Source organism: Mesorhizobium sp. BHbdii (genome assembly GCF_053848045.1).
Genome location: NZ_JBSPKX010000001.1, coordinates 2,295,573 through 2,318,010 on the forward strand (window position 1 = coordinate 2,295,573; position 22,438 = coordinate 2,318,010).

Annotated in this window: 21 protein-coding genes and 1 pseudogene; 6 read left to right on the forward strand and 16 right to left on the reverse strand. The window is 62.3% G+C overall.

Going from position 1 to position 22,438, the window contains the following annotated elements; genetic code table 11:
• Window positions 1-2 precede the first annotated feature (2 nt).
• The 6 genes from fhmpcd1 to ACWTU8_RS11250 form a co-directional block, all read right to left on the reverse strand.
• On the reverse strand, window positions 3-932 hold the full coding sequence (gene fhmpcd1 / locus ACWTU8_RS11225) for a 5-formyl-3-hydroxy-2-methylpyridine 4-carboxylate 5-dehydrogenase (RefSeq protein WP_455848437.1): 930 nt from the start codon (window positions 930-932) through the stop codon (window positions 3-5).
• A complete protein-coding gene (locus ACWTU8_RS11230) occupies window positions 932-1,552 on the reverse strand; it encodes a glutathione S-transferase family protein (RefSeq protein ID WP_455848122.1) in 621 nt (206 codons plus the stop codon). Before ACWTU8_RS11230 ends, fhmpcd1 begins: the two co-directional genes overlap by 1 nt.
• A 25-nt stretch (window positions 1,553-1,577) precedes the next feature.
• Window positions 1,578-1,985, reverse strand: a complete 408-nt coding sequence (locus tag ACWTU8_RS11235) for a RidA family protein (protein WP_029353627.1) — start codon at window positions 1,983-1,985, stop codon at window positions 1,578-1,580.
• A 9-nt stretch (window positions 1,986-1,994) separates the two neighbouring features.
• A complete protein-coding gene (locus ACWTU8_RS11240; RefSeq protein ID WP_029353625.1) occupies window positions 1,995-3,128 on the reverse strand; it encodes an LVIVD repeat-containing protein in 1,134 nt (377 codons plus the stop codon).
• Between the two features lie 74 nt (window positions 3,129-3,202).
• Window positions 3,203-4,354 (reverse strand): cupin domain-containing protein, encoded by a 1,152-nt coding sequence (locus ACWTU8_RS11245; RefSeq protein WP_455848123.1) that lies wholly within the window; start codon window positions 4,352-4,354, stop codon window positions 3,203-3,205.
• 287 nt (window positions 4,355-4,641) lie between these two features.
• Complete coding sequence (locus ACWTU8_RS11250) at window positions 4,642-6,270, reverse strand: GMC family oxidoreductase (protein ID WP_455848124.1); 1,629 nt, start codon at window positions 6,268-6,270, stop codon at window positions 4,642-4,644.
• Window positions 6,271-6,483: 213 nt separating this feature from the next.
• Here ACWTU8_RS11250 and ACWTU8_RS11255 point away from each other — a divergent pair, with 213 nt between their 5' ends.
• Both ACWTU8_RS11255 and ACWTU8_RS11260 read left to right on the forward strand, forming a co-directional pair.
• Window positions 6,484-7,161 carry a FadR/GntR family transcriptional regulator gene (locus tag ACWTU8_RS11255; RefSeq protein ID WP_455848125.1) on the forward strand — a complete coding sequence of 226 codons (678 nt, stop codon included), beginning with the start codon at window positions 6,484-6,486 and terminating at the stop codon, window positions 7,159-7,161.
• 46 nt (window positions 7,162-7,207) lie between these two features.
• Window positions 7,208-8,743, forward strand: a complete 1,536-nt coding sequence (locus ACWTU8_RS11260; RefSeq protein ID WP_455848126.1) for a GMC family oxidoreductase — start codon at window positions 7,208-7,210, stop codon at window positions 8,741-8,743.
• An 86-nt stretch (window positions 8,744-8,829) separates the two neighbouring features.
• On the opposite strand, the gene ACWTU8_RS11265 is transcribed toward ACWTU8_RS11260, so the two are convergent.
• From ACWTU8_RS11265 to ACWTU8_RS11290, 6 genes are all read right to left on the reverse strand, one after another.
• Window positions 8,830-9,657: an inositol monophosphatase family protein gene (locus ACWTU8_RS11265; RefSeq protein WP_455848127.1), complete on the reverse strand. Its 828-nt coding sequence runs from the start codon at window positions 9,655-9,657 to the stop codon at window positions 8,830-8,832.
• Window positions 9,647-10,537 carry a tRNA 2-thiocytidine(32) synthetase TtcA gene (gene ttcA / locus ACWTU8_RS11270; RefSeq protein WP_455848128.1) on the reverse strand — a complete coding sequence of 297 codons (891 nt, stop codon included), beginning with the start codon at window positions 10,535-10,537 and terminating at the stop codon, window positions 9,647-9,649. The genes ACWTU8_RS11265 and ttcA overlap by 11 nt, the downstream gene beginning before the upstream one ends.
• A gap of 241 nt (window positions 10,538-10,778) precedes the next feature.
• The gene (gene rpsD / locus ACWTU8_RS11275) at window positions 10,779-11,396 is read right to left on the reverse strand and encodes a 30S ribosomal protein S4 (protein ID WP_029353615.1); all 618 of its coding nucleotides are present in this window, start codon (window positions 11,394-11,396) and stop codon (window positions 10,779-10,781) included.
• Window positions 11,397-11,753: 357 nt separating this feature from the next.
• Complete coding sequence (locus ACWTU8_RS11280; protein WP_095521667.1) at window positions 11,754-11,942, reverse strand: DUF3008 family protein; 189 nt, start codon at window positions 11,940-11,942, stop codon at window positions 11,754-11,756.
• A gap of 62 nt (window positions 11,943-12,004) precedes the next feature.
• Entirely contained in the window at window positions 12,005-12,817 is an 813-nt protein-coding gene (murI, locus tag ACWTU8_RS11285; protein ID WP_455848438.1) for a glutamate racemase, read from the reverse strand.
• Window positions 12,818-12,961: 144 nt separating this feature from the next.
• Window positions 12,962-13,813, reverse strand: a complete 852-nt coding sequence (locus ACWTU8_RS11290; RefSeq protein ID WP_455848129.1) for an RNA methyltransferase — start codon at window positions 13,811-13,813, stop codon at window positions 12,962-12,964.
• Here ACWTU8_RS11290 and ACWTU8_RS11295 point away from each other — a divergent pair.
• The 3 genes and pseudogenes from ACWTU8_RS11295 to ACWTU8_RS11305 all read left to right on the forward strand — a co-directional run bounded on the left by ACWTU8_RS11295 (window position 13,812) and on the right by ACWTU8_RS11305 (window position 15,997).
• Window positions 13,812-13,973: a hypothetical protein gene (locus ACWTU8_RS11295; RefSeq protein ID WP_455848130.1), complete on the forward strand. Its 162-nt coding sequence runs from the start codon at window positions 13,812-13,814 to the stop codon at window positions 13,971-13,973. The two genes, ACWTU8_RS11290 and ACWTU8_RS11295, sit on opposite strands and share 2 nt — an antisense overlap.
• Before the next feature lie 74 nt (window positions 13,974-14,047).
• On the forward strand, window positions 14,048-15,259 hold the full coding sequence (locus ACWTU8_RS11300) for an NADP-dependent isocitrate dehydrogenase (protein ID WP_455848131.1): 1,212 nt from the start codon (window positions 14,048-14,050) through the stop codon (window positions 15,257-15,259).
• Window positions 15,260-15,369: 110 nt separating this feature from the next.
• Window positions 15,370-15,997 (forward strand): annotated as a pseudogene (locus tag ACWTU8_RS11305) (glutathione S-transferase family protein).
• Between the two features lie 16 nt (window positions 15,998-16,013).
• Here ACWTU8_RS11305 and ACWTU8_RS11310 read toward each other — a convergent pair.
• From ACWTU8_RS11310 to recA, 3 genes are all read right to left on the reverse strand, one after another.
• Complete coding sequence (locus ACWTU8_RS11310) at window positions 16,014-16,808, reverse strand: PhzF family phenazine biosynthesis protein (RefSeq protein ID WP_455848132.1); 795 nt, start codon at window positions 16,806-16,808, stop codon at window positions 16,014-16,016.
• A 43-nt stretch (window positions 16,809-16,851) separates the two neighbouring features.
• Window positions 16,852-19,518 carry an alanine--tRNA ligase gene (gene alaS / locus ACWTU8_RS11315; RefSeq protein ID WP_455848133.1) on the reverse strand — a complete coding sequence of 889 codons (2,667 nt, stop codon included), beginning with the start codon at window positions 19,516-19,518 and terminating at the stop codon, window positions 16,852-16,854.
• Between the two features lie 256 nt (window positions 19,519-19,774).
• Window positions 19,775-20,872: a recombinase RecA gene (recA, locus tag ACWTU8_RS11320; protein ID WP_455848134.1), complete on the reverse strand. Its 1,098-nt coding sequence runs from the start codon at window positions 20,870-20,872 to the stop codon at window positions 19,775-19,777.
• A gap of 274 nt (window positions 20,873-21,146) precedes the next feature.
• Between recA and ACWTU8_RS11325 the strand changes: the two genes are divergently transcribed.
• Window positions 21,147-22,085: a carbohydrate kinase family protein gene (locus ACWTU8_RS11325; protein ID WP_455848135.1), complete on the forward strand. Its 939-nt coding sequence runs from the start codon at window positions 21,147-21,149 to the stop codon at window positions 22,083-22,085.
• A 19-nt stretch (window positions 22,086-22,104) separates the two neighbouring features.
• On the opposite strand, the gene ACWTU8_RS11330 is transcribed toward ACWTU8_RS11325, so the two are convergent.
• Window positions 22,105-22,428, reverse strand: a complete 324-nt coding sequence (locus ACWTU8_RS11330) for a TfoX/Sxy family protein (RefSeq protein WP_029353596.1) — start codon at window positions 22,426-22,428, stop codon at window positions 22,105-22,107.
• Window positions 22,429-22,438 lie beyond the last annotated feature (10 nt).

The window sequence follows — 22,438 nt, forward strand, 5'->3', positions numbered from 1 at the left end:
GCCTACTCCTGGCCCTCGAGGATGCGGCGCACCGCGACGAGCTTGCGCGCCCGTTCGCCTTGCAGCGCCTTTATCTGTTCGGGCGTGTAGGAGAACATGCCCTCGCCCGACTTGATTCCGAACTTCGATGCACCGGTCTTCTCCAGAACCATCGGCGCGACATCATCCCGATTGGAAAGATCGGCGTTCAGGAACGACGAGACCGATTTGTAGATGTCGAGGCCCGCCATATCGAGCAGCGCCATCGGCCCGATGACGGCGACCTTGTAACCGATGCCCCAGGATACGCAGGTGTCGAGATCCTCCGGTTCGATGACGCCGCGCTCGACCAGGTCGACCGCTTCACGCAGCAGCGCGTAAAGCACGCGATTTTCGACGAAACCGGGAACGTCCTTCTTCACAACCACCGGCAATAGCCCGATCGAGCGGATCAGGTCGCGTATCGTCGCGACGGTTTCAGGCGCGGTCTTCTCGCCGCCAATCACCTCGATCATCGGAATGATGTGCGGAGGGTTCGACCAGTGCATGCCGACCAACCTCTCGGGATGCGAAATATGGGCCTGCAGCTTGGTGATCGGAATTCCTGACGTGTCCGAGGCGACGATCACCGAAGAACCTATCAGCGGGTCGATGGCGCGATAGGTTTCGGCCTTGATGTCGATATTCTCAGGCACATTCTCGATGACCAGTTCCGCACCATCGACAGCCTCGGCGAGGGTGCGGACGAAGCGCACCGTGCCAGCGCCCGATGCGGGCGGCTTGATATCGAGACGGTCCAGAATCGCGCCAGCAATGTCGAGCATGCCGCTGGCGCGTTCGACCGCGACATCGGAAACATCATACGCCGCCACGTCGAGCCCGCCGCGCGAAAGCCGCGCGGCGATGCCCGGACCCATCGTTCCCAGTCCGATGAGGGCGGCGCGCTTGATCATCATGCGGCCCTTGCGGGGGCGGCGGCGGTCGCCGCCTTGAAGGCCGGACGAGCGGCGATTGTGGCCACCCAGCGCTCGAGGTTGGGCAGCGACGGCCGGTCGATCTTGAAGTCGATACAGCGCTTCAGGATCGGCGCGCAGGCGATGTCGGCAATGGTCAGCTTGCCCAGTGCCAGGAAATCCTTGCCGGCCAGATGCCCGTCGACGATCTTGAGTTGCGCCACAAGGTCCTTCACCTGCTCCTTGTATTCGGCGGTCTGCTCTTCGGGCGTCAGCTTGGCGCCCTTGAAGGCGGCCAAGTAGCCCGGATTAACAGCTGCCAGCAGAAAATCCATCCAGCGCTCGACCTCGGTCTTTTCCGCCGGGGTGGCGCCATTCAGCTGCTCGCCGCCGGATGCCGCGAGATAGCGCAGGATGGTGTTCGACTCCCAGATCACGGTGTTGCCGTCGATCAGCGTCGGAACTTTCGACGTCGGATTGAGCGCCTTGTACTCGGCCGTCTGGGTGTTTTCGAACTGGCGGCCGTAGTCCTCGCGCTTATACGCCGCCCCAAGCTCTTCGAGCATGAAGAGCACCTTTTGAACGTTGCCCGATGTCTGGCGTCCCAAAAGCTTGTACATGTCGTCTCCTCGATTGTGTCGTGACCTACTTGCCGGCCGGCAGCGGCTTGTAGACGATGGCGTCCATTTCGATCTTGGTGTTGATGACGGCTTTTGCCTCGACGGTCGTGCGCGCCAGCACCGCGTCGCCGATCCCTTCGAGGAACGCCTTGTTGTAGCGGCCGAAATCGCGCGTATCCTCGAGATAGGTGGTGATCCGCACGACATCGGACAGCGTTGCGCCCTCATCGGCAATGACGCGCGCGATGGTCTTCAGCGTCGCCAGCGTCTCTTCCTCGATCGTGCCGCTGATCATGTTGTTGTTCTCGTCCTTCGGCACCTGGCCGGAGACGAAAATGAAATCGCCGGCCCGCACCGCCGGATGAAACGGCAGGTTCGGATTCTTCTTGCCGATGGCGTAGTGGCTGGCGGATTTTCGCGTGCTGTCGCTCAACCTATCCCCCTAGAGAACGCTGGTTTCGATGATGTCGACGCCACGGATGCGGTCGATCAGGTAGACGATGCCGCGATCGTCGATGGTGACGTCGTTGGAAGACGAACGCTCAGCGCCTTCAGGCGCGTCGGGCACGAAATGGCCGACCTCCTTGGGTGCGAACGGGTCGGCGATGTCGACCAGCCGCAGCCCCTGCGCGAACCATGCAAACGGAATGATGGTGCCCTTGAAGCGCTCGGAAGGCTGATGGCAGCCGGTCATCGGCGGTTGTGGTTCGCCATCCGGGTCGAGGCCAGGCACCTGGAAGGTCGAGATCGGCAGCGGGTTCGTCTCGTCGGTGATGTCGTAGATCCAGGTGAAGGCCGGCGGCGAGGGTCGGAGTTTGGCGACATCCTCGTCCGCCACCACCATGATGTTGCGGCCCTTCAGCGGCTGCGGGATCGGCAGGCATGTGTGCGTGGGATGCGGGAAGCTCGGGCTCGAATTGATATGCGAGACAAGCTTCGGCTTCGAAATGTCGGAAATGTCGAGGATGAACAGACCGTGATGCCAGTAGCTGACATAGAGCCGGTCGCCCATGCGCAACGGATGGTGGCAGCGCGGCGTGACGTAGTCATGCCACGGATACTCCTCACCGCCGCCGGTCCACTGCCCCGGTATCCACCAGCGCCCGACCTCGACCGGATTTACCGGATCGATCAGGTCGAGGATCATCACGATGTTGCCGACATAGCCGTCGGCGGTCGGCGAGATATAGGCGTAGCGGCCGTCATAGTCATAGCGGTGCACGCCATGGCCGCCGGTTGTCCATTTCGAGATCAGCTTCGGCTCCGTCGGTCGGGTCGTGTCGTAAATCGCCAGGCCACCGCCGAAATCGGCCGGGCCCGCATTGCCGAAGCGCTCGTGGTTGATGATCATCAGACCGTCCTGGGCACGCACCTTGTGCGAGTGCCAGCCCGGCGGAACGTCGATCGTCGCGATCTTCTTCGGATTGCGCGGATCGGAAATGTCGACCAGCGTCGTGCCGCTCGGCGGGCGCATGTGGCCGACATAGAGGATGTTGCCGTCGACCCAGACCTGGCCACCGCCCGGACAGTCGACATGGCCGATCTGCTTTGTGTTGAACGCCGAAACCAAATTCATCCGCCTTTGCTGCTGAACCGTCTCTTTCGGTGTCCGCGCCATTATGCCGGCGCGGACAGTTTCCGCTGCAAAGACTAGACGATGCGGAGCAGGTCGCCGGCCTGGTTGCGGCCCCAGCGCTTGTAGAGGAGCAGCGCCTTCTGGGTCGGCGCATCGGTCGCGCCGAAGAAGATGACCGGCTCGGTCGAGGAGCCGTTGACATGCTCGACCCACGAACCGCCCGGTATGGCGATCGTGTCGAACTGGTTCCAGTCGTAGCGCTTGCCGTCGATGATTGAATGGCCATGGCCGCGGAACGGCGCCAACAGCAGGCTGGCGGTCTCGCGCTGCGGCAGCGTCTTCTCGCCCGGCCGCAACATCTGGACGTAGAAGTTGATCGTGCGGAAGACCGGGCCGCCGGTGGTGGGGTCGACATAGTCGATGACGATGCCTTCGTGCGGATCGCCGTCCCAATCCTTGTGCGCGTCGAGGATCGCTTCCATCTTTTCCCAGCGATAGACATACATCGGCGACGACAGGCCACCGCCACGCTTGTGGTCGACGAAGCGCGGCATCAAGCCACCCTCGCCGTAGATTCGCTGCGAATAATCGCTCGGGAACCGGGCGGTCTGCACCTTCTTCTCGACTTCCTTGCCGTCGACCATCTCGGTATATTTGTGGTCGAAATGCACGGCGTGCAGCGTCTCGACCAGCGGCAGGTCGAGAACCGATAGATTGACCGCCTGTTCGCCGCCGACCGTGCCGTGATTGTGCCAGGCGTCGTTCGGCGTCAGCACCATGTCGCCAGGGCCGAAAACCACATCCTCGCCCTCGACGCCGGTAAAGTTGCCCTTGCCGGTCAGGCCAAAACGTATGGCGCTCGGCGAATGCTTGTGCGGCGGCATGATCTCGTCGGGATCATTCAGGCGGTAGGCGGTGTACATCGTGCTGACCGAGGCGCGCTTGGGCGCAAGACCCGGATTGACCAGGATCAGCGACCGGCGCTCGCTATCGTCCATGGTCACCAGTTCCGCGGCGCGCTGCAGCAGCGGCTCGATGTCGGCATAGGACCAGACGAAGGGGATCGCCTTCGACGTCGCCATCAGCTGCTTGATCTCGTCGTGATCGACGCCTTCCGATGTCGCCCAGAACGGAAACATGTTCTTTTCATAGAGGGCGTCGTAGAGGCCCTTCAGCGCTGCCTTTTTGTTGGTGACGGAAAGGTCTGCTGGTTGCGCCAAGGACATGACTGACACCTCTCTTCACGAAGAATGCGTTTAACCAACTCAACCGTATTCGTATTGGTTTTGCTCGACAATCCCAAAAATGACAATCTCTGAAGTTTTTTGGTTGAATTCTTTTCTGAGGCAAATTCCCCCGAAAAGCGGCAGAAAAACTCGGAAAATGTGCGATAAAATGGACAATCCAGCAGATGCGGAACAAGCTACGGCGACCGCGACAATCGCCCGGCGGCTCAACCAATTCGAATTTTCTTTCAACCAAAGAATTTTGGTTGAACACTGAGCGGCGCCGATCAGGCAGCCATGCTTTGTTCAGCAGGGCTGCGGATCAGGTCCGAAGCCTTTTCGGCGATCATGATAACCGCCGCATTGATGTTGCCGCAGACGAGATCCGGCATGATGGAAGCGTCCACCACGCGGAGCCCGGCGACTCCGCGCACCCGCAGTTCGGGATCGACCACCGAGCCGGCGTCGACACCCATGCGGCAGGTGCCGGCTGGATGATGCACAGTGATCGAGGTCTTGCGAATATGCTCATCGATTTCGTCGTCGCTCTGGCATGGTGACCCCGGAAAGAATTCCGATGCGATGAACGGCGTCATCGACGGTTGTGCAGCGAGGTTGCGCGCAACGCGGAAGCCGGCGCGAAGCGACTGCCAGTCACGCGGGGAAGACAGGAAATTCTGGTGGATCAGCGGCGCGGCCAACGGGTCGCTCGACGCCAGTTTGACGCTCCCCCTGCTCTCCGGCTGGACGGCGACGATGCGGGTCGCAAAGCCATCGGCGAAGGGCGCCTTGAATGGCGACAGGTAAGGCCATGCGGCAAGGGGTGCAGCCGTAAAAAGCAGCTGAACATCCGGCAACGGCCGGCTTGCATCGCTTTTCAGAAACGCCACGACCCCGCCGGGCACGTCCCCCGAAAAGCCCTTGCCAGTGAGATAGGTCTTGACGAAATCCAGCCCGATACGGTCGGCCCGCATCATCTTCAGGAATGGTCCCGGCTGCTTGCGCCGGTACATCAAAATGACCGAAACATGGTCCTGCAGGTTCTTGCCGACCTGCGGCCGGTCGACTTTCGTCTCGATACTATGCGCGGCGAGCTCGCCGCCATCGCCGATCCCCGACAGCATCAGCAGCTGCGGCGTATTGATGACGCCGCCGGCAAGCAGGACCTCACGCCGCGCCAGCACCTGGTGGGTCGCCCCGCCTCTGGCGTAGGCGATGCCGGTCGCCCGCCCATCCTTCAGCAGGATCCTTGTCGCCATCGCGCCGGTCAGCACCTTGACATTGTTGCGGCGCATGGCGGGACGCAGATAGGCCGACGCCGTCGAGCAGCGGCGACCGTTTGCGATCGTCATCTGCAGGCGGCCAAAGCCTTCCTGCACGGCGCCGTTATAGTCGTCAGTCTGGGGGTATCCGGCATCCCGGCCGGCTGTGGCGAAGGCATCGATCAGCTCGTCCTTGTAGCGGCAGAACTGCGTGTTCAGTGGCCCGCTGCCGCCGCGATAGTCGCTCTCGCCCTTTTCCCAGCGCTCCTGCTTCTTGAAATAGGGCAGCACCTTGTCGAACGACCAATCGGTGAGGCCGCTGGCCGCCCAGCGATCATAGTCGCCACGATTGCCGCGCACATAGGCCATGGCGTTGGTGGAGGAGGAGCCGCCGATGACCTTGCCGCGCGCGCATTCGACCTTGCGTCCGCCGACATTGGCCTCGGGCTCGCAGAAATACATCCAATCGTGACGGCGCTCGGTCAGGATCTTACCCCAGCCGAGCGGGATGTGGATCATTGGATCGCGATCCCAGTCCCCGGCTTCCAGGAGCAGCACGGAAACATCAGGATCTTCGCTCAGGCGGTTTGCAAGCACGCAGCCGGCTGACCCGGCTCCGACAATGACATAGTCGAATGTTTCTCCAAACGGCATGCACGGTCCTCGGGAGAAGGACGGCCCCGCCGAGATGTGAGCCGTCAAAAGAAACAACTGCGGCACTCAACCATCGCGCAACTGGTGTTGTCAACCACTGGGCGCAGATGTAGATTGGTTGGGTTGGTTGAGTGCCGTGTTCATCGATTCCGTGTCACTATATGATATCGGGACGCTGAGTCGACCGCCGCCGATCAGACAGGAGATTTGGTTTTGAGCGCATTCGAGCCGCAGATCGTATCATCGGATCTCGACGACATTATCGCAGCGGTCCGCCAGTTGCAGCAGGATGGCGGCAAGCTTCCTTCCGAGCGTGACCTAGCCGAATATCTGAACGTGAAGCGCCATCAGCTTCGCAAGGCGCTCGAGTTGCTGCGCCAATCAGGTGATTTGAAACCGGCGCGCGCCAGGCGTGCGCCAACCGCCCTGCCCCGATACGGCGAAGAGCTCGTCAGGGTAACCAACCCTATCGAGGTTCTGGAGTTGCGCCTGCTCATGGAGCCGGGCCTCGCCCGGCTGGCATCGCTGCGCGCCTCCTCGTTCGAGACGGCCCGGATCATTGACGCGGCAACCACGCCGGAGAATGCCTCGTCGGGCGCGGTCGATTTCGCTTTTCATTCCGCCATCGTCGCTGCCGCCCGCAACCATCTTGCCGCCGAATTCTATAAGATGCTGCGCCAGGTCGGGGTCGATGCGCGGGTGAAGATCGCACGCACCGCAGCACCCACCTGCCCTAAGCGGATCGCCGAGCGCGACGGCGAACATCGTCTGATCGCCGAAGCGATCTCGAAACGCGACCCCGAAGCTGCCGAAGCGGCCATGCGCGCGCATTTGCTGTCCGTGCAAAGACGAATCACGGAACGGTCGAATGCCGGCGCTTTCGCGGCATGAGCGTTGCGCGTTCTAGCCAGCAAGCCTGCTCGCGGGGCCTTTCAAATTGATGCGTCATTTCGACGTGCTGGTCGTCGGCGCGGGATCCGCTGGCTCGGTGGTGGCTAGCCGGCTAAGCGAGGACAGCTCGTGCCGGGTCGGCTTGATCGAAGCCGGGACCATGCCGTCCGATCCCGATATCGCCGACCCGCTGAAATGGACGATGCTGCAGGGCCGCGCCTATGACTGGGCCTATCGGACGGTGCCGCAACCCTTTACCGCAAACCGCGTCCATGAATGGCCGCGCGGAAAGATCGTCGGCGGTTCGAGCTGCCTGCATGCCATGGCCTATGTGCGTGGCCATCCCGATGATTTCCAACCCTGGGCAGTAGCAGGCGGCGAGCGCTGGTCCTTTTCGGGCTTGTTGCCAGGCTTCGTCCGCAGCGAAGCTTTCACCGCCTTCGACGCGCCGTCGCGCGGCCGCAGCGGACCGCTGGACGTCTATCTGCCGGATGCGGAGGTCAGCCCCGTCGTCCGCGCTTATATGGCCGCTGGACAGGCCATGGGGGTCCCCGTCCTGACCGACCACAACAGCGGCGAGCTCGCCGGCACGAGCCCCAATTCGCTGAACCTCCGCGCCGGCAAGCGCCTGAGCGTCGCCGACGCCTATCTGCCGCCGGAGGTCATGACGCGACCGAACCTCGCTCTCCTAACCGACCACGAGGTCGAGCACCTCGTGCTGGAAGGCCAGCGGGCCACGGGTGTGGCTGTCGTGTGCGATGGAGCGAGCATGACGATCTCCGCCGACAGGGTCGTTCTTTGCGCCGGCGCGGTGTCGTCGCCGCTCATCCTCATGCGGTCTGGCATCGGCGATCCGGATACGCTGAAGCGGGCGGGGATACGCTGCCTTGCCGACCGACGGGATGTCGGCCGCAATCTGCAGGATCACCTGCTGGCCCTTGGAAATGTCTACAGTGCGAAAAAACCGCTGCCGCCGTCGCGCCTGCAGCACTCGGAATCGCTGATGTACCTGCACGGCAGCGATCCGACCCGTTCGACGGGAGGCCCCGATATTGTGCTCGCCTGCGTCGTTGCTCCATCAGCCGCGGGTGGCTTGAATGCACCATCCTATGGCTCGGCTTTCACCATTCTATGCGGCGTCACCCATCCGACCAGTCGTGGACACATCGCACCGGGCGGGCCGGGCCGAAACGATGCACCGATCATCGACCCGCATTATCTCGAAACCGAACACGACCGGGCAGTTTTCCGGACGGCGCTGAAGGCGGCGCGAATGATTGGTCATCATGCAGCGCTGGACGAGTGGCGCGACGTGGAAGTTCTGCCGGGATCACCGGTGCAGTCGGACGACGACCTTGACGCTTTCATCGCCAGCGCCGCCTCCACACATCATCATCCTGCCGGTACCTGCCGGATGGGCGGGGATGCCGACGCCGTCGTCGACCCGGATTTGCGGCTCAACGGCTTCGACAACATCTTCATCCTCGACGCGTCGGTGATGCCGACGATCCCGAGCGGACCGATCAATGCCGCCATAGTCGCCATCGCGGAGACCTGGGCGTCAGCTCCACCTCGCGCATGACCCCGAAAATCGGAATCGTATCGAGCGCAACTCGGGCCAATCGAGATCGGCCAGGCATGGCCCGAACCGGATCGATGCCGGACGGCCTATTCCGCCCAGAGTTCGCGGCGCAGTTCGCGCCAGCTTTCTTCGTCCGGTGCGACAAGAAGGCCACCTCCGACATCCGAAGGAAGATAGGCGCTGCCGTCGAAACGCGCCGCGTAACCACCTGCCTCGGCATGGATCAGCACACCGGCCAGGTGATCCCACGGCATCAGCTTGTTGTAGACAACGAAGTGGGCGTGGCCGCTCGCCAGCAGGCGGTATTCGTGAGCCGCGCAGCGATAGCCGAATTGCGACAAGGATTTCGTCTGGTTGCGCGCCAGCCGTGACCGTTCCGGCTCGGGCATGTATTGCCAGGACACCGCGCCGGTCATTTGGGAGATCGGTGCAGGCTCGGCGACATGCACCTTCTCCAGAGTGCCATGCGCATGCCGTATGTGGCTGCCAGCACCCTTGGCGCCGATCAGCCAGTCCTTGCCGACGGGATCGTGAATGATGCCGGCGACGGTCTCGCCCTTCACGACGACGCCCAGCATGACGCCGAACAGCGGCACGCCCGAGGCGAAATTGAAGGTGCCGTCGACTGGATCGATGACGAAGGCAAGATCGGCTTCGCCGAGGCCCTGGAGCAGCGCCGTGTCGTCGGAGCAGGCTTCCTCGCCGACGATCATCGCCTGGGGGTAGCGCTCACGCAGCCTGACGGTGATGAGCCGCTCAGCATTCACGTCGGCCTCCGTCACCAGGTCGGCTGCCGAGGTCTTCTGGCGGACCTCGCCCTCATCCAGCCGTCGAAAGCGCGGCATGATCTCGGCAATGGCGGCGTCGGACAGAAGCTTGGCAAGCCAGTCGATCGCGGTATCGTCAAATGTCATCGGGAACGTCTTGCCGTGTAAGGGTTTCGTTGAGGGAGGCGAAATCGAAGAGTTTGCGATCGAGCAGATGCGAAGGCCGCACATTGGTCATGGCCTGGATCATCGTGTCCTTGCGGCCGGGCATGCGCTTTTCCAAGTCGTCGAGCATCGCCTTCATCGCATTGCGCTGCAAGCCGTCCTGGCTGCCGCACAGATCGCACGGGATGATCGGGAATTTCATGGCGCCGGCGAATTTTTCGAGATCGGCCTCGGCGCAATAGGCGAGCGGCCGCAGCACCATGACGTCGCCGTCGTCGTTGAGCAGTTTTGGCGGCATGGCGGCGAGGCGCCCGGCATGGAACAGATTCATGAAAAAGGTTTCGAGAATGTCCTCGCGGTGGTGGCCGAGCACCAAAGCCGAGCAGCCCTCCTCCCGCGCGATGCGGTAGAGATGGCCGCGCCTGAGCCGCGAGCACAGCGAACAATAGGTGCTGCCCTGGGGAAGCTTGTCGGTCACCACCGAATAGGTGTCCTGATATTCGATGCGGTGCGGAATGGCGTATCTGTTGAGATAATCGGGCAGAATGTGTTTCGGAAAATTCGGCTGGCCCTGGTCGAGATTGCAAGCCAACAGGTCGACCGGCAGCAGCCCGCGCCATTTGAGGTCGAGCAGCAAAGCGAGCAGGCCGTAGGAATCCTTGCCGCCGGACAAGGCGACGAGCCAGCGATCGCCTGATTTCACCATCGAAAAATCGTCGATCGCCTGACGGGCGAGGCGCAGCAGCCGCTTGCGCAGCTTGTTGAACTCGACGGAGGACGGCACATCGGCAAACAGCGGATGAAAGCCGCCTGCGGCATCGGCGATCGGTCCGAGTGTTTTGGCGTCTGGCAGCATGTTCATGGCGCGTCGGCCCCAAAGTCCTTGTTGCTGCCCGGATTAACGCATCGGCCCGAAAACCGAAATCGATTTTCGAAAAGCATGATGCGCAAATAGAACGAACCAGAGCGTACTTTGTGCGTCCAAGCGGATGCACATCGCTCTAGCATGGCTGACAAAGAAAAGCTGGGCGGACCAAAACCGGACAAAGAAAAGGCCGCCTCGATGGGCGGCCTTCGATGCTGTCGCAGACGGGCGCGTTCGATCAGCGCGAATAGAATTCGACGACCAGGTTCGGTTCCATCTGCACGGCGAAAGGAACATCCGATAGGCCGGGGATGCGACCGAAGGTCGCTGTCATCTTGTTGTGGTCCACCTCGATGTAGTCAGGCACGTCGCGCTCGGCCAAGCCCACTGATTCCAGGACGATCACCAGCTGCTTCGACTTTTCGCGCACTTCGATGACGTCGCCCGGCTTGCAGCGGTATGAGCCGATGTTGACGCGCTTGCCGTTGACATTAATGTGGCCGTGATTGACGAACTGGCGAGCGGCAAAAATGGTCGGCACGAACTTGGCGCGGTAGACGACCGCGTCGAGACGCGACTCGAGCAGGCCGATCAGGTTCTCCGAGGTGTCGCCCTTGCGGCGATCCGCCTCTTCATAGACCTTGCGGAACTGCTTTTCCGAAACGTCGCCGTAGTGACCCTTCAGCTTCTGCTTGGCACGAAGCTGCAGGCCGAAATCGGAAAGCTTGCCCTTGCGGCGCTGGCCGTGCTGGCCGGGACCGTATTCGCGCTTGTTGACCGGGGATTTCGGGCGGCCCCAGATGTTTTCGCCGAGACGGCGGTCGATCTTGTATTTCGCGGATTCGCGCTTGCTCATCGCATTCCCTTTCAAAACAACACACCCGGAACCTCATGGTCCGGGTGAAGGAAACGCGCCCTCCTCTGGCCCCCGTTTTCGAGACCTGACAGGGTTTTCCCACGCAACGCGGCGGAAAACCCACGGGACACGTCATTTACACAAGACCTGGGAAAATAGAGCGCTTCCCAAACGTCTTGCGCACATAAAGAAACCACCGGGCGTTGCGGCCCGGTGTTGGTGGGCTGATTAAACGGAGATTTAACCGGTGTCAAGCTTGCGGCTGGCGGATAACCGACCAGCTGCGGGCTGTGTGCTGGACCGCGGCCATCCAACTGCGGAATCGGACCCGCCCTTCGTGCGGGTGCGGATGAGCGGCTAGTGCTTTGATTTCTTCTCGGGCAGGTCTTTACGCTTGGTCTCCGCGAATTCCTCGAGCTGCTTCTCGCTCATCGATTTGTACATTCCCTTCGAAGCGCCTTTGAGCTCACTCTTTTTGGTCTCGCCACGCTTGGCGGACAATGCCGCTCCTGCGGCTTTCTGCTGGGCTTTTGAAGTGGCTGGCATGATCGTTTCTCCCGTCTTGCAATGAGGGAAAAACGCACCGGTCCGGGTGATGTTCCCAGATATCAGGAAATCGCCAGCCCAAAGCCCTGCATCAAGCGGCGAGTCGGGAAATCAACCCGCTTCGACGTGAAGACAGCAAGATCGGCGCCTTCCACCAGCATCTCGCCGCGACCGCTGGCCTCGGTGTCCGCAAGCAGCGAGAGCGCCCGTCGCGCGATCGCCTCGGCGGGATCGAGCCAATCGACCGGCCAAGGTGCCGTCTTGCGCATACGGTTGGCCAGAAAGGGATAATGGGTGCAGGCAAGCACGACGATGTCGGTCCGCAGTTCATCGTGTTCGACGAAGCACGGCGCGATCTCGGTGCGCACCGCCTCTTCATCGACAAAGCCCTCGCGCATATAGACCTCGGCCAATCCTGCCAGATTGTCGCTGCCAACCAGGCGGACATGGCATTTTTGCGCCCATTTGCCGATCAGGTCGCGCGTATACTGGCGTTTGACGGTGCCGGGCGTCGCCAGCACCGAAACCAACCCGGAGCGAGTGCGTTCCGCCGCCGGCTTGATCGCCGGCACCGTGCCGACGAAAGGGTGGCCGGGAAATCTCTCACGCAACGCATCGATGACCAGCGTCGAAGCGGTATTGCAGGCGATGACCGAGATGGCCGGCGAAAAACGGTTGAGCAGCTTGCCGAACAGCTCCAGTATATGCGCCCTCAGTGCCGGTTCCTCCCAAGCGCCATAAGGGAAAGCCGCATCGTCGGCGACATAGACGAAGCGGCGGTCGGGCATCAGCACGCGCGCTTCGCGCAAAACCGTCAGGCCGCCGATGCCGGAATCGAACATCAGGATCGGGCGGGCGCTTGAGGGATCGGCCATTGTCATTTGAGTCGCGAGGGAAGGCTGGGATTACGAGAGAAGGCTGGGATTGCGAGAGAGGCTGGGGACCAAGAGATGGTCACATTCGAAGGTCCATCATCCTAAAATGATGGACCACACCAAATAACATTCGGTTACTCGTGGTTAAGCCTGGTCTTTGTCTGTCGCCTTCGCGGCGCGTGCGGCCGCCGCCGGAAGCCGCCTTGGATCATCGCCCGGCGATCCGTCGCCGCGCGGCATGGCCGGCGAAAACCTGTCCAGCGATGATATTATGCCGCGCAGCACCTTGAGTTCCGGCTCGGCGAAGCCGGCGCGCGTCAGCACCGCGCGCAGATTGTCGACCATCTTCGGCTTCTTCGGCGCCGGTCGGAAATAGCCGCGCGCTTCGAGCGCGCCTTCCAGATACGCGAACAGGCCGTGCAATTGTTCCTTGGTCGCCGGCACCATGTCGGGGCTGGAAAAATTGGTTTTCGTCTCATCTTCCAGGCCGGACTTCATCCATTCATAGGACATCAGCAGGGCCGCCTGGGCGATATTGAGCGAGGAGAAGGCGGGATCGACCGGGAAGGTGACGATCTCGTCGGCCAAGCCAACCTCGTCGTTGTAGAGCCCGAACCGCTCGCGGCCGAACAGGATGCCGGTGCGCTGTCCGGCTTCCTGGCGCGCCCTTAGCGCCCTGCCCGCCTCGACCGGTCCGCGCACCGGCTTGAAATTATCGCGTGCGCGCGCCGTGGTGGCGAAGACGAAATTCAGATCGGCGACCGCCGAGGCCAAATCGTCAAATACCCTAGCGGCATCTATCACATGGTCGGCCCGGCTCGCGGCAGCGCGCGCCTTTTCGCTCGGCCAGCCGTCGCGCGGATTGACGAGGCGCAGCTCGGACAGACCGAAATTCGCCATGGCGCGCGCGACCATGCCGATATTCTCGCCGAGCTGCGGCTCGACCAGGATGATCGCCGGGCCTGCGGCAGGAGGGATGTCGTTGCTGGCTTGCATGGCTGTCAATGAACTGCTGTTTGCGGCATTTCAGCGTCCCCTGCCATATCCGGCCGCGAAAATGAAGCTTTCACAAATGAAGCTTTCACAAAGAGTGGCCGATGGCGATGGTAAAGCACGCCCGCGCGGATCGCCGTTTGCGCGGCCAAAAATGCTTTGATATACGGGCCCCATCCCCGGCCGAAAGCCATGCGGGCAAGGCCGTTCCGATCCCAATAATGAGGCATTCTTTCCATGGCGAAGATCAAGGTGGCGAACCCGGTCGTCGAACTCGACGGCGACGAGATGACCCGCATCATCTGGCAGTTCATCAAGGACAAGCTGATCCACCCCTATCTCGATCTGAAGCTTGAATATTACGACCTCAGCGTCGAGCACCGCGACGCCACCAACGACCAGGTGACTATCGAGGCGGCCAATGCCATCAAGAAACACGGCGTCGGCGTGAAATGCGCGACGATCACGCCCGACGAGCAGCGCGTCGAAGAATTCAAGCTGAAGAAGATGTGGAAGTCGCCGAACGGCACGATCCGCAACATCCTCGGCGGCACCATCTTTCGCGAGCCGATCATCATGAAGAACGTGCCGCGGCTGGTGCCCGGCTGGACCAAGCCGATCATCGTCGGCCGTCATGCTTTCGGCGACCAGTACCGCGCCACCGACTTCCGCTTTCCCGGCAAGGGCAAGCTGACGATCAAGTTCGTCGGCGAGGACGGCAAGGTGATCGAGCATGACGTGTTCGATGCGCCGGCCGCCGGCGTCGCCATGGCAATGTACAACCTCGACGAGTCGATCCGCGAATTCGCCCGCGCCTCGCTGAATTACGGCCTGCTGCGCAATTATCCGGTCTACCTCTCGACCAAGAACACCATCCTCAAGGCCTATGACGGTCGGTTCAAGGACATTTTCCAGGAAGTCTACGAGGCTGAGTTCGAAGCCGAATTCAAGGCGAAAAAGATCTGGTACGAGCACCGGCTGATCGACGACATGGTCGCCTCCAGCCTGAAATGGTCGGGCGGCTATGTCTGGGCCTGCAAGAACTATGATGGCGACGTGCAGTCGGACACTGTGGCGCAAGGCTTCGGTTCGCTCGGCCTGATGACATCGGTGCTGATGACGCCGGATGGCAAGACGGTGGAGGCGGAGGCCGCACATGGCACCGTCACCCGTCACTATCGCCAGCATCAGAAGGGCGAGGAAACCTCGACCAATTCGATCGCGTCGATCTTCGCCTGGACACGCGGCCTCGCCCATCGCGCCAAGCTCGACGACAATGCCGAGTTGAAGCGGTTTGCCGAGACGCTGGAAAGGGTCTGCATCCAGACCGTAGAGGCCGGCTTCATGACCAAGGATCTGTCGCTGCTGATCGGTCCCGACCAGCCATGGCTTTCGACCACCGGCTTCCTCGACAAGATCGACGAGAACCTGCAGAAGGCGATGGCCTGACGCATGACCCTGAAAACCGGAATCATTTTCGGACAGGATCATGCGCAAAATCAAAGTGCTACAGCGTCCTTTGCGCGTATGAAAAGACGCGCGGCGCTGTAGTGAGCATCATGAGCAAACCGGTCGTCTACGGGGCGGACCATAGCGTCTACGTGCGCATCGTCCGCCTCGTGCTCGCGGAAAAAGGCATCGACTACGAACTTGTGCCGGGTCGACATCTTTGCGGCGGACGGCATTTCGGGCTGGTATTTCGACCATCACCCGTTCGGCCGCATCCCTGCCTTCGAGAATGACGGGTTCCGCCTATACGAGACCAGCGCGATTGCCCGTTATGTCGACGAGGCCTTTGATGGCCCGGCGTTGCAACCGGTCGAAGTTCGGCCTCGCGCAACCATGAACCAGATCATCGGCCTGCTCGACGCCTATGCCTATCGGGCCATGGTCTGGGATGTCGCTGTCGAGCGGCTGGAGAAGACGGCGCCTGACGAGGCTTTGATCGCCGCCGGACTTCGGCAGGCGAGAACGACACTACGGGCGCTCTCATCGCTGAAAGCCGAGGGGCCATGGCTGTTGGGCGAGCAACTGACGCTCGCCGACCTGCATGCCGTGCCAATCATCGGCTATTTCGTCAAGGTCGCCGAAGGGCGGAAGCTGCTGGCCGAGTTTCCAGATATTCGGGCCTGGTGGGACCGCATCGCTCAGCGTCCAAGCTTTTCCGGAACTAAAAAGGCAGGGTGAGGCGAATGGCAGCTGCTCATTCGGAAAGGTAGATTTCCGCCTTCATGAAGGTCTTCGCACGACCTGCGATCAGCACGCGATCTCCAGCCAGGTCACACAGCAAATGCCCGCCGCGCTGCGAACATTGGAATGCCGACAGATGCGTCTTGCCGAGTTTTTCAGACCAGTAAGGCACCAGAGTCGCATGAGTCGAGCCAGTCACCGGATCCTCGGGAATGCCCGCTCCGGGCACGAAATAACGCGAGACGAAATCATGGGCTCGCCCAGGCGCGGTAATGACCAGCCCAAGAGGATGAAGGGTTCCGATCCTAAGCAGATCGGGAACGAATGACCGTACGGATGCCTCGTCGACAAGCTCGACAAACAGGTTTTCGAAATTGCGGAAGCTCGAAACGGACCCCCGAGGAAATATCTCTTGCAGTGCCTGTATCAACTTCCCGCCGAGCGGCTGCGGCGGAAAACACGGCAGCTCGAGCTGGTAGGCACCTTCCCGTTGGGAAACCCGTAGCTCACCCACCCGCGTGGCAAAGGCCATGTCACCAGGCACATTGTGTTCCGCGGCCAACACATGGGCGGTCGCAAGAGTTGCATGGCCACAGAAGTCGGCTTCATGAACCGGCGTGAACCAGCGCAAATCCCAACTCTCGCCATTCGGCCGCGCAAACGCGGTTTCAGCAAGGTTGTTCTCGTTTGCGATAGCCTGCATCACATCGTCCGATAGCCAGTCCTCCAAAATGAGAACGGCAGCAGGGTTGCCCTGGAAAGCCCGTTCGGCAAACGCGTCGACTTGATACATCGTCAACGTGGTCACATCATCCCCGCCGCCATTTCGGCCCCGCCTTACTGGTACATGTTCACGCCGCTTCCAGCGCCGCTTTCACTGCAGCGATCGCGTTCTCGGCCTTCGAGGCATCCGGGCCGCCGGCCTGGGCCATATCGGGTCGACCGCCGCCGCCCTGCCCGCCCAATGCCGCGGATGCCACGCGGACCAGATCGACGGCGCTGAAGCGGCCGGTCAGGTCGTCGGTGACGCCGACCACGACGCTCGCCTTGTTGTCCTCGCCGGCGCCAACGAAGACGACGACGCCGGAGCCGAGCGACTTCTTGCCGGCATCGGCCAACGGCTTCAAATCCTTTGGCGCGACGCCCGATACCGCCTTGCCGAGAAAACCGACACCGGCAATGGTTTCGTTTTCCGCAGGCACGCCGGCTGGCGAGCGGTCGCCCAGCGCGAGCTTCTTGCGCGCCTCGGTCAGCTCCTTCTCAAGCTTCTTGCGCTCGTCAAGCAGCGCCTCGACGCGGGCCGGCACGTCGGCCGGCGAAATCTTCAGCGTGGCAGCGACCGCCTTCAGCCGCCTGTCCTGTTCGTCGAGATGCTTTCTGGCCGCCTCTCCGGTCAGCGCCTCGATGCGGCGTACGCCAGCGGCGACAGCGCCCTCCGACACCAGCCGGACCAGGCCGATATCGCCGGTGGCCCCGACATGGGTGCCGCCGCAGAGCTCGACCGAATAGGGCTTGCCGGCCTTGTCACCGGCAACCCCGGTGCCCATCGACACGACGCGGACCTCGTCGCCATATTTTTCGCCGAACAGCGCCATGGCGCCCTCGGCAATCGCGTCATCGACGCTCATCAGCCTCGTCGTCACCGGGCCGTTCTGCACGACGATCTCGTTGGCCATCGCCTCGACGCGTTCCAGTTCCTCGGCCGAAATCGGCTTGGGGTGGGAAAAGTCGAAGCGCAGCCGTTCCGGCGCGACCAGCGAGCCCTTTTGCGCGACATGGGTGCCGAGCACCTCGCGCAGCGCCTCGTGGACAAGGTGGGTCGCCGAATGGTTTGAGCGTAGTCGCGTGCGCCTGATATGGTCGACCTTCAACTCGACCGCTTCACCCGTCTTGACGGTGCCCTTGGTGACCTTGCCGAAATGCACGAACAGGCCGTCGCCCTTCTTCTGCGTGTCGGTGACGTCGATAGCAAAACCTTCGCCCGAAATCACGCCGGTGTCGCCCATCTGGCCGCCGGACTCGCCATAGAACGGCGTCTGGTTGACGACGACGCCGACGGTTTCGCCGACAACGGCGCTCTCCACCGCGGCGCCATCCCTGACTAGCGCCCGAACGATGCCTTCTGCTTGCTCGGTGTCGTAGCCTAGAAACTCGGTCGCGCCCGCCTTCTCGCGCACCGCGAACCAGACGGTTTCGGTGGCCGCGTCGCCGGAGCCGGCCCAGCTCTTCCGCGCTTCGGCCTTCTGCCGCTCCATCGCCGCGTTAAATCCCTCAAGATCGACCGAAACCCCGCGCGGGCGCAGTGCGTCCTGAGTGAGGTCGAGCGGGAAGCCATAGGTGTCGTAGAGCTTGAACGCTGTCTCGCCGTCAAGCCGGTCGCCGCTGCCGAGCGTCTCGGTCGCGTCGGCAAGCAGGCCGAGGCCGCGCGCCAGCGTCTTGCGGAAGCGCGTTTCCTCGAGCTTCAGCGTCTCTGATATTAGCGGCTGGCCCCGCACCAGTTCGGGATAGGCTTGGCCCATCTCGCGCACCAGCGCCGGCACCAGCCGCCACATCAGCGGATCACGGGCGCCCAAAAGCTGCGCATGGCGCATGGCGCGGCGCATGATGCGACGCAGCACGTAGCCGCGGCCTTCGTTCGACGGCAGCACGCCGTCGGCGATGAGGAAGCTCGATGCGCGCAGGTGATCGGCAATGACGCGGTGGCTCGCCCGGTTCTTGCCTTCCGCCTTGACGCCGGTCGCCTCTTCCGAGGCACGGATCAGCGCCTTGAACAGGTCGATGTCGTAGTTGTCGTGCTCACCCTGCAGGACGGCTGCGATGCGCTCCAGCCCCATGCCGGTGTCGATCGACGGGCGCGGCAGTTCGATCCGCTGCGCCTTCGTCACCTGCTCGAACTGCATGAAGACGAGGTTCCAGATCTCGATGAAACGGTCGCCGTCCTCATCCGCGCTGCCGGGCGGGCCGCCCGGAATGTCGGCGCCATGGTCGTAGAAGATTTCCGAGCACGGGCCGCAGGGACCGGTATCGCCCATCGCCCAGAAATTGTCGCTGGTGGCGATCCGGATGATCCTGTCCTCCGGCAGCCCGGCGATCTTCTTCCAGAAGCCCGCGGCCGCGTCGTCGGTATGGTAGACGGTCACCAGAAGCCGGTCCTTGGCGATGCCGAACTCGCGGGTGATCAGATTCCAGGCAAGCTCGATGGCGCGCTCCTTGAAATAATTGCCGAAGGAGAAGTTGCCGAGCATCTCGAAGAAGGTGTGGTGACGGGCAGTGTAGCCGACATTGTCGAGATCGTTGTGCTTGCCGCCGGCGCGCACGCATTTCTGCGAGGTGGTGGCGCGCGAATAGGGACGGCTTTCCAACCCGGTGAAGACGTTCTTGAACTGCACCATGCCAGCGTTGGTGAACATCAGCGTCGGGTCGTTGCGCGGCACCAGCGGGCTCGACGCCACGACCTCGTGACCCTCTTTGCGGAAATAGTCGAGAAATGCCGACCTGATCTCGTTGACGCCACTCATGAATACTGCCTTTTCGAGAGATCCGCCGATTGCCGGCGGAAAACAGACATGGCCTTTTAGCGGTCGCACTGCACCCTGTCCAGAAACACGGAATTGCTCCAAACCGTAGCCCTTGCCGGCTGTTCACAATGACCAGAGCTATCGGCAAAAACGCAAACCGCCGGCCCAAGGCCGGCGGCATAAACACATCGATACACCAACTCAATTCGGGATACGCGAACTCAAACCGGTAACTTTGACTGGCACAGCCTGTATCTTACATCGCGCCCGCTTCGTCCTCGAAACTATCGTCTCCGCCTTCGGAACCGCCATTTTCGAGGAATTTCTCGGCGATCAGCCCGGCATTCTGCCTCAGCGCCAGCTCGATCTCGCGTGCCGTGTCGGGATTGTCGCGCAGGAACAGTTTTGCGTTCTCGCGGCCCTGGCCGAGACGCTGCGAATTATAGGAGAACCAGGCGCCCGACTTCTCGACCACGCCGGCCTTGACGCCGAGGTCGACCAACTCACCGGTCTTGGACACGCCCTCGCCATACATGATGTCGAACTCCACCACCTTGAAGGGCGGCGCCAACTTGTTCTTGACCACCTTGACGCGGGTCTGGTTGCCGACGACTTCGTCGCGGTCCTTGACCGAGCCGATGCGGCGAATGTCGAGGCGCACCGAAGCATAGAATTTCAGCGCGTTGCCGCCGGTCGTGGTCTCGGGCGAACCGAACATCACGCCGATCTTCATGCGGATCTGGTTGATGAAGATGACCATGGTGTTGGAGCGCGAGATCGAGGCGGTCAGCTTGCGCAGCGCCTGGCTCATCAGGCGGGCCTGCAGGCCGGGCAGTGAATCGCCCATTTCGCCCTCGATTTCGGCGCGCGGCGTCAGCGCTGCGACCGAATCGACCACCAGCACGTCGATGGCGCCGGAACGCACCAGCGTGTCGCAGATCTCCAGCGCCTGTTCGCCGGTATCGGGCTGCGAGATCAGCAGATTTTCGAGGTCGACGCCGAGCTTGCGCGCATAGACCGGATCGAGCGCGTGCTCGGCATCGACAAAGGCGCAGATGCCGCCCTTCTTCTGGGCTTCGGCCACCGTGTGCAGCGCCAGCGTCGTCTTGCCCGAGCTTTCCGGCCCGTAGATCTCGACGATGCGGCCGCGCGGCAGGCCGCCGACGCCAAGCGCGATGTCGAGGCCAAGCGAACCGGTCGGCACCGTTTCGATCTCGACGACCTGCTCGTTTGCGCCGAGCCGCATGATCGAGCCCTTGCCGAAGGCACGCTCGATTTGCGACAGCGCCGCATCCAGAGCCTTTGATTTATCCACTGCTTTGTCCTCTACAAGCCGCAAAGAATTCTGAGCCATGATACATCACCCCTTGGTCGTCAATGAAGGCCGGACAATCCGTAATCCTTATTAATTTGTACCTTTTTTGTTCTCGTCTGGCAAGGGGAGACAAATGATTGAAAAACAAACAATATCTGGATTTGTTCTTTTTTTGTTTCGTGTTTTCACCCCCGGATGTATCCCGCTTCACCCGCAGGATCGTGCTGGCATCTTTCGAATCGCGCCTCCGGTTGCCGGGCTCCGCCGGACACCCTAGTCTTCGCCCGGCAACAGCAAAGGTTTCCTCCCAGGCATGATGAAGTCGCCGACAATCCTGGCCGTAGGCGGCGCCTATATAGATCGGCGCGGCCAGGTTTCGGGCGCCTTTGTGCCGGCGGCGTCGAATCCCGGCACGATGCGCGAGGCTGTCGGCGGCGCCGTCTTCAATGCGCTGCGCGGCGCCGTGCGGCGCGGCGTCTCCGGCTCGCTGCTTTCGGTGCGCGGCGGCGATGTTCTGGCCGACACGGTCTCGCGCGCCATCGCTGCGGCCGGCATTGCCGATCTATCCGTGGTGTTCCTCGATCGCACGACGCCGAGCAACACGACGATAATCGACGGCGACGGCGCGCTGATCGTCGGCCTTTCCGACATGGCGCTCTACGACCTGGCGCTTCCCAAGCAGATCCGCCGTGCCAAGGTGCGTGAGGCGATCAGCACCGCCGATGCGGTCCTGTGCGACGCCAACCTGCCGTCGACGGCGCTGGAGCGGCTGGTGGCGTTTGCCACCGGCAAGCCGGTCTTCGCCCTCGCCGTCTCACCAGACAAGGCGGTGCGGCTCGCGCCGGTGCTTGGCAGCCTGGCGATGGTCTTCATGGACCGGCGCGAGGCCATCGCACTCGCCGATGTCGGTATCGACACGGCGGAGCGTGATATCATCGACCGCCTGAGGCGCGCCGGCCTCAAATATGGCGTGGTGAGGTCGGATGACGGTCCGGTGCTGGGTTTCGACGAGGCCGGCGCCTTCTCGATCCCGCCGCCGAGAAAAGTCACCGTCGCCGCCGCCGATGCGCTGGCGGGCGCAACGGTCGCCGCCCTGCTGCGCGGCCTGACGCTGCGCGCGGCGCTGCGTGACGGCGTTGCCGCGGCAATGCTTGCGATCGAAAGTGCCGAACTTGTGCCGGTCTTTACGGCGGCAGACTTTGCCGACGCGCTGGCCCTTGTGCCCGAGCCGCAGAAAATTGGCATGAGCTGATGACCAGTGGAGAGGCGGCCTATTTGCCGGCACGCAGCCCCGCCTCATAGGCCCGGCGCGCCCAGACTGCCATCTCGTCCGGATCGTCGAAGGCGCTGTCGGGAATGCTCCAATACGGCATGGACACGAGCTTGCCGTGCCGCGAGCCGGTGTAGGTCCATTGCCGGCAGCCGGCCGCTTCGAATTCGGGCGCGCTTTCCGAGTCGGCCTTCAGCATCAATTCGCCACGGATGACGATGGCGACGATGACGCCGTCGAAGTAGATGCCCTTGCCGCCGAACATCTTGCGAATGCTGACCGGGCCGAGGCCTTCGAAAAGTTCGGCAATGCGTTCATTGTCCATGCCGCGATCA

What these genes read in the sequence shown, in the direction of transcription:
- ACWTU8_RS11240 (WP_029353625.1), bottom strand. Translation starts at nt 3,128, where the DNA reads ATGAATTTGGTTTCGGCGTTCAACACAAAGCAGATCGGCCATGTCGAC.
- ACWTU8_RS11245 (WP_455848123.1), bottom strand. Translation starts at nt 4,354, where the DNA reads ATGTCCTTGGCGCAACCAGCAGACCTTTCCGTCACCAACAAAAAGGCA.
- ttcA (WP_455848128.1), bottom strand. Translation starts at nt 10,537, where the DNA reads ATGAACATGCTGCCAGACGCCAAAACACTCGGACCGATCGCCGATGCC.
- murI (WP_455848438.1), bottom strand. Translation starts at nt 12,817, where the DNA reads ATGGCCGATCCCTCAAGCGCCCGCCCGATCCTGATGTTCGATTCCGGC.
- ACWTU8_RS11290 (WP_455848129.1), bottom strand. Translation starts at nt 13,813, where the DNA reads ATGCAAGCCAGCAACGACATCCCTCCTGCCGCAGGCCCGGCGATCATC.
- ACWTU8_RS11265 (WP_455848127.1), bottom strand. Translation starts at nt 9,657, where the DNA reads ATGACATTTGACGATACCGCGATCGACTGGCTTGCCAAGCTTCTGTCC.
- ACWTU8_RS11300 (WP_455848131.1), top strand. Translation starts at nt 14,048, where the DNA reads ATGGCGAAGATCAAGGTGGCGAACCCGGTCGTCGAACTCGACGGCGAC.
- ACWTU8_RS11230 (WP_455848122.1), bottom strand. Translation starts at nt 1,552, where the DNA reads ATGTACAAGCTTTTGGGACGCCAGACATCGGGCAACGTTCAAAAGGTG.
- ACWTU8_RS11280 (WP_095521667.1), bottom strand. Translation starts at nt 11,942, where the DNA reads ATGCCAGCCACTTCAAAAGCCCAGCAGAAAGCCGCAGGAGCGGCATTG.
- rpsD (WP_029353615.1), bottom strand. Translation starts at nt 11,396, where the DNA reads ATGAGCAAGCGCGAATCCGCGAAATACAAGATCGACCGCCGTCTCGGC.
- ACWTU8_RS11295 (WP_455848130.1), top strand. Translation starts at nt 13,812, where the DNA reads ATGGCTGTCAATGAACTGCTGTTTGCGGCATTTCAGCGTCCCCTGCCA.
- fhmpcd1 (WP_455848437.1), bottom strand. Translation starts at nt 932, where the DNA reads ATGATCAAGCGCGCCGCCCTCATCGGACTGGGAACGATGGGTCCGGGC.
- ACWTU8_RS11325 (WP_455848135.1), top strand. Translation starts at nt 21,147, where the DNA reads ATGATGAAGTCGCCGACAATCCTGGCCGTAGGCGGCGCCTATATAGAT.
- ACWTU8_RS11250 (WP_455848124.1), bottom strand. Translation starts at nt 6,270, where the DNA reads ATGCCGTTTGGAGAAACATTCGACTATGTCATTGTCGGAGCCGGGTCA.
- alaS (WP_455848133.1), bottom strand. Translation starts at nt 19,518, where the DNA reads ATGAGTGGCGTCAACGAGATCAGGTCGGCATTTCTCGACTATTTCCGC.
- ACWTU8_RS11330 (WP_029353596.1), bottom strand. Translation starts at nt 22,428, where the DNA reads ATGGACAATGAACGCATTGCCGAACTTTTCGAAGGCCTCGGCCCGGTC.
- recA (WP_455848134.1), bottom strand. Translation starts at nt 20,872, where the DNA reads ATGGCTCAGAATTCTTTGCGGCTTGTAGAGGACAAAGCAGTGGATAAA.